The sequence below is a fragment of the Clostridium sp. AF12-41 genome, from assembly GCF_003461685.1.
Classification (GTDB): domain Bacteria; phylum Bacillota; class Clostridia; order Lachnospirales; family Lachnospiraceae; genus Otoolea; species Otoolea fessa.
The window spans coordinates 343,644-353,582 of the sequence record NZ_QTXO01000003.1; the positions used below are offsets into that span (position 1 = coordinate 343,644).

7 protein-coding genes are annotated in these 9,939 nt (G+C 51.5%); 1 reads left to right on the plus strand and 6 read right to left on the minus strand.

The window, feature by feature from the left end; all coding sequences use genetic code 11:
- Positions 1–6: 6 nt before the first annotated feature.
- From DWV73_RS07405 to DWV73_RS07430, 6 genes are all read right to left on the minus strand, one after another.
- The gene (locus DWV73_RS07405) at positions 7–2,196 is read right to left on the minus strand and encodes a hypothetical protein (protein WP_117796294.1); all 2,190 of its coding nucleotides are present in this window, start codon (positions 2,194–2,196) and stop codon (positions 7–9) included.
- Positions 2,197–2,274: 78 nt separating this feature from the next.
- Entirely contained in the window at positions 2,275–2,910 is a 636-nt protein-coding gene (locus tag DWV73_RS07410; protein WP_117796295.1) for an SIS domain-containing protein, read from the minus strand.
- A gap of 34 nt (positions 2,911–2,944) precedes the next feature.
- Positions 2,945–5,665, minus strand: a complete 2,721-nt coding sequence (locus tag DWV73_RS07415; protein ID WP_117796296.1) for a hypothetical protein — start codon at positions 5,663–5,665, stop codon at positions 2,945–2,947.
- 59 nt (positions 5,666–5,724) lie between these two features.
- Positions 5,725–6,342, minus strand: a complete 618-nt coding sequence (locus tag DWV73_RS07420) for an HAD family hydrolase (RefSeq protein ID WP_022360062.1) — start codon at positions 6,340–6,342, stop codon at positions 5,725–5,727.
- The gene (locus DWV73_RS07425; RefSeq protein ID WP_117796297.1) at positions 6,335–7,405 is read right to left on the minus strand and encodes a GHMP kinase; all 1,071 of its coding nucleotides are present in this window, start codon (positions 7,403–7,405) and stop codon (positions 6,335–6,337) included. The genes DWV73_RS07420 and DWV73_RS07425 overlap by 8 nt, the downstream gene beginning before the upstream one ends.
- On the minus strand, positions 7,399–8,106 hold the full coding sequence (locus DWV73_RS07430) for a nucleotidyltransferase family protein (RefSeq protein WP_117796298.1): 708 nt from the start codon (positions 8,104–8,106) through the stop codon (positions 7,399–7,401). Before DWV73_RS07430 ends, DWV73_RS07425 begins: the two co-directional genes overlap by 7 nt.
- Positions 8,107–8,429: 323 nt before the next feature.
- On the opposite strand from DWV73_RS07430, the gene DWV73_RS07435 reads away from it, so the two are divergent.
- Positions 8,430–9,773, plus strand: a complete 1,344-nt coding sequence (locus DWV73_RS07435) for an MATE family efflux transporter (protein WP_117796299.1) — start codon at positions 8,430–8,432, stop codon at positions 9,771–9,773.
- Positions 9,774–9,939 lie beyond the last annotated feature (166 nt).

Consider the following 9,939-nt stretch of genomic DNA (forward strand, 5'->3'; position numbering starts at 1 on the left):
CCGTTTTCACTCTTCCACCGTTTTGGCGGACCATTCCGGATTGATCACAACAGCCCGTTTTGTCTCAGCTGTACTTACCAATTCCAATTTTATCTCTCTCTGAAGCCCTGTCAGATCAAGCTGTACTTCCATCGGTTCATATTCCTTCTGTCCCGCCTGGATCACAGCAGCCGTCCGGCTGTTTGTCCCATCCGAGGCGATGATTTCCACTTCAAATGGCTGCTTCAGCACCCAGTAGTCCGGATCACACAGAACCGCCCGAATAGTCGGATGATCGTCCCCGCTGGTATTCTCCCAGCGCCATTCTGGTACTTCTTTTTCCGATTCCTGTGCATCCATGAAAATCTCCTGTGTGCGGTACCAGCAGTTTTCGCGTCCATGCGCCATCTCAAGCCCTGCCAGCGTAAAGGACTGGCTGCCCTGCAGGATTGTTTCCTGATACTCCATATCATGCACGTACCATCCCGCCTCATTCATCCATTCCAGATAGCTTTCCAACGTCTCAAGTCCCTGCGGGATCATGTCATAGACGCCCTCGCCTGCCTCCATCGCCGCCTCGATTTCATCGATATAGGCGTCTTTCTGCTCCGAAAGCTCATTGACGATCGAATACCGGTTCCAGACCGGCACATCTTCGCCCGCAAGCCGCGCATAACTTCCCACATCCGACCAGGTCAGGAAAATGCGGTCAATCTTGGAACGTTCTTCCGGTGTAAACAGCTGATGATCGTGAAATACGTAAGGCAGGTTGCTGCGGATACTCTCACGGCTCACCGCCCGCATCGCCCATTCCCCGCCGTTCCAGACACAGGTATAAGCATCGTAAGCGCGCCCGGCGTAAACAACTATAAACATAATCGCAAATACAACGCCGCCTGTCAGCCTGGGAGAAATGGAAGCCATTCCCTGCAGCACCAGGCACCCGCAAAGCATTCCGGCAAATAAGATTCCGCCCATAAAATAGCGGCTGTGTCCCGTCGTTGCCGCCCAGAGAATAAAGGATGCGGCATACAGCAGAAATAGGGTTCCCGTCCTGCTGCTGACCCGCTTCCAAATCCAGCAGAGCCCGGCTCCCGCCGCTCCCAGATACATCAGCGCCAGATCCAGGTTGTATTTCGCCGGGAGCTCACTCAGGCGGTAATCTGGATGCCGGATCATCGAATATGCCCACAAAAGGAACTCTTTTATGTTGCTGGGTCCCCATCTCGGATCCTTAAAGTCCATTTCCCCAAAATATGGCGAATGAAACAGGCTGTTGTAATAAGGATAAACCGGATTTTTCATCGCTATCCCATTGTAAATCAGGTACACACTGACGGGAATCATCCCCGTCACCAGGCATCCCAGAAACAGCTTCGGCGTCAGATACTTCCGGATTTTCCACAGATACAGAAGCAGAAGCGGTACCAGATACACGATATTCGTCATCTTGAGGCAGAACAGGATTCCGCCAAACAGGCAGAATAAAACCGCCTCGCGCTCCCACTTCGCCTCATCCAGACCGCGCAGAAGCAGAAATACCATTTCCAGCAGAAACGGCAGTGCCAGAAGCTCGACCATGTAGCTGCCACTCTCCTGAATCAGCTCCAGACGGCTGACAATCAGAAATGCAAGTACCGGCGCAAGATGCTTCAACCAGCTGCATGTTCTTTCCAGCCGGCCTGCCTCCATGCTCAGGAACACCGTTACCTGCCGATAAATCACAAGCATCGCCAGCGCATTTAACAATGTCCCCATCCGAAGCCCCAGAAGCGCCCGGAATGGATAAAACATCCGGTCGCCCAGCCGGAAACCGAACATCTGGAACCGTCCCGGTATCACATGATAATGAAGGTTGTCCACAAATCCGGGAATCTGCGACAGCAGGTGATAGTTCTGCGTATCATAGCTCTGATCCGGGGCAAATCCCTTGACCGAAAAAAATGCCAGGATGAACAAACTTCCCGCTATAAAAAACGGACTCACTCCCGCATGGTCCCGTTCAAATCTTCCGATTGCCGCCATGACTGCACCGCATAAAACGAGCGCTGCCGCCCGCGACAAAATCGTTCCCTGTGGTACATGTAAAAGCCATGCCAGAAGATCCAGCACTTCCAGCCACCAGATAAAAAGCGTATAGGCAAGCAGCACTGCAAAACTGCGGGTACTGACTCTCCATTTTGCCGTTTTGTCTGCCGGCCTGTTTCCAAATAACATACTTTTCCCTTGTAATCATCCAGTTTTCTTCATGAACCTGCTGAATCATTACTTCCTTTCCATGAAACAAAATATATCTTAAAAGAAATATTCTTCCAGCATCAGGCACAGTGCATGGTACACCGGAAGATGCAGCTCCTGAATCTTAAATGTCTCCTGCTCCGGCACGACAATCGCAGTGTCGCTGTACCCACGGATCCGCCCGCCGTCGCGTCCCAGAAGCCCGATAACCTTAAGCCCCTTTGCCTTTGCCGTCACGGCTGCATACAGGACATTTTTTGAATTGCCCGAGGTTGAGATTCCGAGGAACACATCCCCCTCTTTTCCATATCCAAGCACCTGTTCCGCATAAGTCATGCTGCCATCCACATCATTCATAAATGCGGTGGTCAGTCCTGCATGCCCAGTCAGCGCGATCGCCGGAAGTCCCTGCTGCAGCTTTTCAGAAAGTTCCGCTCCCATCTGCGGGTCTACCGTTTTAAGCGCCGCCTCTATCTCCGCCGAAACCAGGCGTTTCTTCACAAACCCCTTCATCAGCTCGCCCACGATGTGCTCCGAATCCGCACAGCTTCCGCCATTTCCGGCAATCAGAAGTTTTCCGCCGCGCTCATAGCACTCTTTCATCGTCTCATACGCAGTGCGAATATCCGCTTTCACCGGTGCAAGAACCGGATAGCGGCTGATCAGCTCGTCTAGGTACTCGTATTCCTTCATGATTTCTATTTCCTCCTGTCAGTTTTTTCGATGTCTATTGAGCTTCTGCATCATAAAATAAATACTCCTGCTCAAACATTTCCAGATTGTTCTGCGCTTCTTCCTCCGGCACCGCTGTGTCGGATACCCGCGCAAGCATATTTCCATTTTCAAAAAACAGATCGGTCAGGCTGCCTCTGCGGATCAGCTCCCGCAGAAGATCCAGACTCCACTCCCAGCTTCCCGGTCCCAGATAGCCTGCTTCCGCGTAGACATAATCTGTCTTCGCATACGCCATATAGGTTTCAAACGCCTCCGGCGAGTTGACGAGTTCGACGTTGCCCCACGGCGATGTAATATCCTTATACGACTCCACATTGCACGGAAACTGCAAACAGTACGGATGCGTTCCAAATGCGATCACCCGGTTTTCCGGATCCTGCGATACTTCCTGCCAGATCAGCGTGTTTCCCTTTTCCTCCATCCGCGCCTGTTCCTGCGCCCGGTGATTGACACGCCCTTTATTCAGAAGATGAATCTCCGAAAATCCAGCCGTCCACGCCCAGCTGCTGATCGCCGTGACAATCAGATTTAATACCAGCAACGGCGTCAGGCACTTCGACGCGAGCGGATAAAAGCCGATTTTCTTAAAATACACCATCGCCCGGCATGCCCCCAGAATCAGCATAGAATACAGAAGCATGAAATAATTTCCGTCGATCTGGTAAAGCATCGACAGGCTGATCAGGCTGACGATCACAAATGGGAAGAAAATTACCAATGCCGCGTTCCAGATATGGGACTGCTCATCTCCCTTTTTGGAGAAAATCCCATAAAGCACCAGCATCACAATCAGCACCGCCATCAGCGAGGTTCCCCATGCCAGAATTACATGCCCCATATCTTCACCCTGCGGCTGCATCAGCATCTGCCAGATGCGCCGCGCCAGCACATGAAGCGTTGATTCCTCCTGATAATTCTGCGGCAGCTCCGAGGTGGCAAATGGGTATTTCATTTTAAAACCAAACCATGCAAAAATCGAAGTAAACACCGAAGTGACCGGCATTCCCGTGATCTTCATCGTCCGCGCCCAGATACCAACCAATGCCCCAAATGGCAGGCATAAGGAGCCAATCAGGCGGACTATATGGTGAAACAGGTCAGCCGCCGCCCCGCGCTCATGAAACCAGAACCACAGAAGGTACAGCCCCATCATGCCAAATACGGCAGTGGAAAAGACCAGGGAGGTCGGCTTCATCGTGAGGGACAGGAAATAGGAACCGGCTGCCCCGGAGAGGAATATCCAATGATTTTCATACACATGAATATACTGAAAGAAACATCCCAGCATAATAAGCTGCAGCAGCCACGTAATCAAATCCGCCTTGGCTGTGAGCGCCATATTCATGATGCCCGGCACCGAAATCGTCAAAACAGCTGCCATAATTCCCGGCAAGACGCTGTGATACGTTAGTTTCTTTTCTGTCTCCTGCTTTCGATTGCCCGTCAGCAGCACCGCATTCCAGACCATCGCCCCAATTCCCAGAACTGCCAGCCAGAGGTTAAAGAACGTCAGGTAGCTGTGACTCGCCAGATCGCAGAGCGGCAGAGTCAGCACCTCAAAGCCCTTCGAATACACATAGACCATGCCGACCAGCCCCGGATTCTCATACAGCCCGGTTCCGCCTGCCACAATGTACTGGGAACGCACACCATACCAGAGTGTATCAAAGTCGAGTGCGATATTCAGGCGTCCCACCTGAATCAGGAACATCAGGGCACACCAGCCAGCCGCCAGCGTCCATGCCCGGCGCACCCGGCGCGGTATTTCCCTCGATCCCCCGCTGCCAGCCGGTTTGTTACTGTTCACGCATACGTGCCCAGTAACGGAATTTGCCGTGGCTTCGCATTTTAATACGGCAAATTCCTGCTGCCACCACGTTTTCTTACGGCACTTTCGGTTCCAAAAGTGCCTACCTGTGAACAGTAACGCCTGTTTGTTACTGTTCACGCATACGTGCCCAGTAACGGAATTTGCCGTGGCTTCGCATTTAAATACGGCAAATTCCTGCTGCCACCACGTTTTCTTACGGCACTTTCGGTTCCAAAAGTGCCTACCTGTGAACAGTAACGCCTGTTTCCCTGTCTCAATCACCTGAACCGACACCTTGTCCCTGCCATCCAGCATCCAGGAAAGCGTCTGCCATCCCCTAATGCACTGGCAGGAAATCGAGGAAAAATCAAAGCCCAGCGCCGCCACACCCAGAGCATAGACGCTCAGGCGCATCCAGGCGATTTTTCCAACGCCAAGGGCAGAAAGTAGGCAATACACAACGATTGCAAAGGAGGCGCCAAAAAGGAAGTCCATATAAAAAGAAAAATAAGGCCGCTCCCAGACCGTTCCCCTGAAAAACACCTGTTTTCTCAAAAACCGCCCGATCGCCAACAGGCTAATCAGATACACCGCCGACACCACCATCGGCAGAAATACCACATGAATCCAGAAAAACACCAGCACAACCGCCGTCAGCCAGTACATCCGGCTGCGTCCGCGCTTCAAAAGCGCCAGCCCCCCAAAGATCAAGACTGCCAGAATCGCAATCTCCACATACATCCGTTTCGATTCCGTGAAATGAATGTAATCTGCAAAAAAACCATTTCCCGTAAACAGCGTTTTCGCCGGAATCAGAACCGCCGCCACACAGAACAGCACCAGAAAAAGACCAGCCATGCGCACGGCTGCGTCTGGTCGTCCGTTTTGTCTCTGATTCTGCATGTCGATGGTTCCTCTCTTTCTAGTTTATGTACTCCCGGAATCTTTTTGTGAGCCGCATTCTATATACGCCCGCCTAAAATCCCTCGCACCGCATCCAGCAGCGTCTCCGCATACGCATCATAACCGCCCGCCGGACAGCTTCCGTCCTCTTTTATAAGTCCAGCCGCCCTATCTTCCGCGTGTTCTTTTGCCCCATAGCCAGTTCCGACAAGGACTCCGGTCACGCCAAAGTTTTTTCCTGCCTGCGCGTCGATGCGCTTGTCCCCGATCATATAGGAATGCACCTTATCAATGCCCTCCGGCAGATCGCGCTCTGCCATCTCAAACATTCCCGTCTCCGGCTTGCGGCAATGGCATTTTTTCTTATAAAGTCCAATCCCATGCTCCGGGTGGTGCGGGCAATAGTAGAACGCATCTACGTGTGCTCCGTCACGCTCCAGCACCTCATTCATATAATCATGAAGGATTTTTACATCCGCCTCGGTATAGTAACCTCTCGCCACGCCCGCCTGGTTGGTAATGACGATCACCTTATATCCGGCCTCGTTCAGGAGACGGACTGCCTCTGCGGTACCGTCAATCAGCTTCAAATCTTCTTTTCGGTGAAGATAATTGACCTCCACGTTCATCGTGCCATCACGGTCGAGGAATACTACTTTACAGCTATTTTTACACATGGAATGTATACTCCTTATCCGGCATCTGCACCTGAATATCGCGGTAGTCCCAGCGGTCCTCATCGCAGATCCAGCTCTGAGCGCCGCGCAGTTCGAAATTCCAATCCATCAGCTGTCCGCCTGCCGCTTCCAGACGGCGCGCCACCTGATGTTTAACGTTGTATGGGCAGTACACAAGAAGGAAGCCGCCGCCGCCAGCACCTAAAAGCTTTCCGCCGAGGGCGCCCGCTTTTTTCGCCTCGTCATAGAGCATATCAATCTGCGGATTTGTGATCTTGCTGCTCATCCGCTTCTTGCTCTCCCAGCCGTAATCCAGGAGGCGGCCAAAATTGTGGAGATTTCCCTTTAAAAGCTCGTCCTTCATCGCATAGGAAAGCGCCTTTACCTCGCACATCGCCTGAAATGCGTCTGGTTTCTTATAGTTGCTTACCTGATCCTTGATAATATTCGCGGATACATGGATATTGCCCGTGTAGCATAACAACAGGTTATACTGCAGCTCATTGATAATATCGCGGCGGATGCGGAGCGGGTTTACCACGACGTTGTTGCGTCCGTGAAATTCGATAAAGTTAAAGCCACCGAAGGTCGCCGCATACTGATCCTGATAACCGCCGGAAATTCCCAGATCGATCCGCTCCACGCCGTAAGCCAGATCCGCCATCGCATAATTATCCATCGTAATTCCTTTCCAGCGCGCCATCGCGGTCAGAAGACTTACCATGACAGTCGAGGAGGTTCCAAGTCCCGAACCAGCCGGAGCATCACACTGTAAATAAACCTCGCATCCCTGCTTGATATCCATCGCCCGCAGCGCTGCCGTGACAAGATCCAGCCGTCCATCGCAGACGTAATTTTCCTTCGCATTGTACTTGACTGTCATATCAAAATCCAGGGAATGAACCGTGATCTGGTCATCATTCCTCGGAATGATCGAACAATATGCATATTTATTGATAGTACTTCCGATAATGGCACCGCCCTGTTCTACACAGAATGGTTCTACATCCGTACCGCCGCCGCCAAAGCTCACGCGCAGCGGCGCTCTTCCTCTGATTACCATGTAATGTCTCCTTTTCTTACGTCCTCCTGAAACCGGAAATAATCCTCCGGCACACCAATATCAATAAAATAGCCGTCATTTACGATGCCGCCGAGACGTCTTCCCTCCTGCATCCACCTGGGAATGCACTCATTTTCCAGCGAAACTTTTCCCTCCGGAATCTCATCCAGCAGCGCCCGCTTCATCAGGTACACACCGCCGTTGATCGTGCCCGCCCCAGTATTGCCATTTTTCTCATTAAAAGCGGTCAGCAGCCCGTCGGTCAGGCGCGCCGCCCCATAGCGGGAAATATCCGGCACACCGCGCAGAACCAGCGCCATCTCCAGATTTTTTTCCTGCTGAATCCGGCTTAAATCGCCGAAATCCATCTGATAAAATGTATCGCCATTCAGGACAAAAAACTGCTCGTCCGTCACATAATTCCCGGCATTCTTGATCGCGCCCGCCGTGCCGAGCAGCTCTTCCTCATACGCATACCGCGCCCGGATGCCAAACTGCGATCCGTCTCCAAAATATTCTTCCACCATGCCGCCCTTATAACCGACGGCAAAAATAACATCGTCAATTCCGCTTTTTTTCAGCCCCTGAAGCACATACTCCAGAAACGGCTTACCCGCAACCAGCGCCATCGGTTTCGGACGGTCGCTTACCACACTGCGAAGCCGCGTCCCCAATCCGCCAGCCAGAATGATTGCCTGCATACTGTACTTCCTTTCTGTCTGTTGTTTCCAACTCAATTTTTACTGTTTTTATACTGAAAGATACAATTTTTACTTTTGTCAATCTGTCAACCGCTATTAAGTCCAGTTTAACTTATATATCTTACCACATTTCCTTAGTGATTTCCACTAGATAGGGCGGTTTTATGCTGTTACCACTTTCCCATCGGATTTGCAGCGCTTCCTTGCGGAAATTGCAACAATTTGTTGATTTTTTTGCATGATTCGACAGATTTTTTTATTTGGCAGGCACTCTGTTCCGTGCTACAATCTTAGTTATAAATTGGGATTTGGAGGAAATGCTTATGGCTCGTGATATGACAAAAGGGAATATAACCGGACACCTGATCGCCTACGCGGTTCCGCTGGTGTTCGGCAACCTCTTCCAGCAGCTCTACCACACGGTCGATTCGGTAGTCGTCGGACAGTTTTACGGAAAAGAGGCGCTGGCGGCAGTCGGTGCGGCGGGTCCGATCATGAATATTCTGACCTTTCTGATTGTCGGGCTGTCGCTCGGCGCATCAATTCTGATGGCAAGCTATTTTGGTGCGAAAGACTATCAGGATTTAAAGGATGAATTTGCGACCTCGGTGCTCTCCGGGCTGCTTTTAACCATTGTCCTCTCCGGTATTTCACTGGCAGGAAGCCGCCTGTTTATCCGCCTTACCCAGACACCGGAAGAGATATCGGCACCGGCGTCCTTGTATTTGCAGATTATCTCACTGGGTCTTATTTTTACCTTTTTTTACAATATTTTCTCCGCCGCCCTGCGCGCAATCGGAGATTCCAGAGCGCCGCTCTATGTCCTGATCCTGACGACCGTTGTCAATGTATTCCTGGATGTATTCCTGGTTGGCATCTGCCGCCTCGGTGTTTCCGGTGCGGCAATCGCTACGATCATCTCGCAAGCGGTCTCTGCGCTCGCCCTCTTCGTCTATATCTGGGCGAAAGTGCCCCTCTTACGCCTCGGCATCCGGGATCTGAAACTGAAAACCTCGATGCTCAAAAAAACGATCGATTTCAGCTCCATTTCCGCCGTCCAGCAGACGATTCTCTACGTCGGCCGCCTGCTCGTCCAGTCCGGCGTCAATGCACTCGGCGTCGATGCTGTTGCCGCTTTTAATGCCGTCTCCATCATCGACAGCTATGTGCTCGCCCCGGGCGACAGCCTTGCAGCATCTATCACGACGTTCTCCGCACAGAACCTCGGCGCGAAAGAGTATGACCGGATTCCGAAAGGGCTTCGGAAAATGCTGGTGATTGCAGAAATTTATATTATTTTGACAGCGGTGGTCGTGCTGTTCTGCCGTCACCCGCTGCTCGGTATTTTCTTAAAACCAAACGAAACGGAAGCGCTGCGTCAGGGCATGTCCTATCTGGCGCCGATGGCTGGTTTTTACTTCATCAGTGGTATCACCAATACCTTTCAGGGATATTACCGTGGAATCGGGCACCTGATGATCACCCTGTTCGCGACTCTGGTGCAGATTCCAATCCGCGTTGTGATCAGTTATGCGCTGTTTGGACGGCTGGGGATTCAGGCTGTGGCGATTGGTACGACGATTGGATGGGCTTGTATGGTAATATTTGAGCTTTTAATGTATCGGAGATATGGACGGGTGGAGGCGCTGCGGAAGAACGATCGGTAATATAGAGTGCTCTATCCGGTAGTACAAGGAAAGAGCCTGCAGCATACCGGCGTAGCTGACTCTTTCCTTCCTTAGATAACTTTAAATTATCCTTACGCAAGAAAACGATCAGAAGCACATTCCCCTGATCGTTTTCTTTATTATATATAATTTTCTATCTTTTACT

What these genes read in the sequence shown, in the direction of transcription:
- DWV73_RS07405 (WP_117796294.1), bottom strand. Translation starts at nt 2,196, where the DNA reads ATGTTATTTGGAAACAGGCCGGCAGACAAAACGGCAAAATGGAGAGTC.
- DWV73_RS07410 (WP_117796295.1), bottom strand. Translation starts at nt 2,910, where the DNA reads ATGAAGGAATACGAGTACCTAGACGAGCTGATCAGCCGCTATCCGGTT.
- DWV73_RS07415 (WP_117796296.1), bottom strand. Translation starts at nt 5,665, where the DNA reads ATGCAGAATCAGAGACAAAACGGACGACCAGACGCAGCCGTGCGCATG.
- DWV73_RS07420 (WP_022360062.1), bottom strand. Translation starts at nt 6,342, where the DNA reads ATGTGTAAAAATAGCTGTAAAGTAGTATTCCTCGACCGTGATGGCACG.
- DWV73_RS07425 (WP_117796297.1), bottom strand. Translation starts at nt 7,405, where the DNA reads ATGGTAATCAGAGGAAGAGCGCCGCTGCGCGTGAGCTTTGGCGGCGGC.
- DWV73_RS07430 (WP_117796298.1), bottom strand. Translation starts at nt 8,106, where the DNA reads ATGCAGGCAATCATTCTGGCTGGCGGATTGGGGACGCGGCTTCGCAGT.
- DWV73_RS07435 (WP_117796299.1), top strand. Translation starts at nt 8,430, where the DNA reads ATGGCTCGTGATATGACAAAAGGGAATATAACCGGACACCTGATCGCC.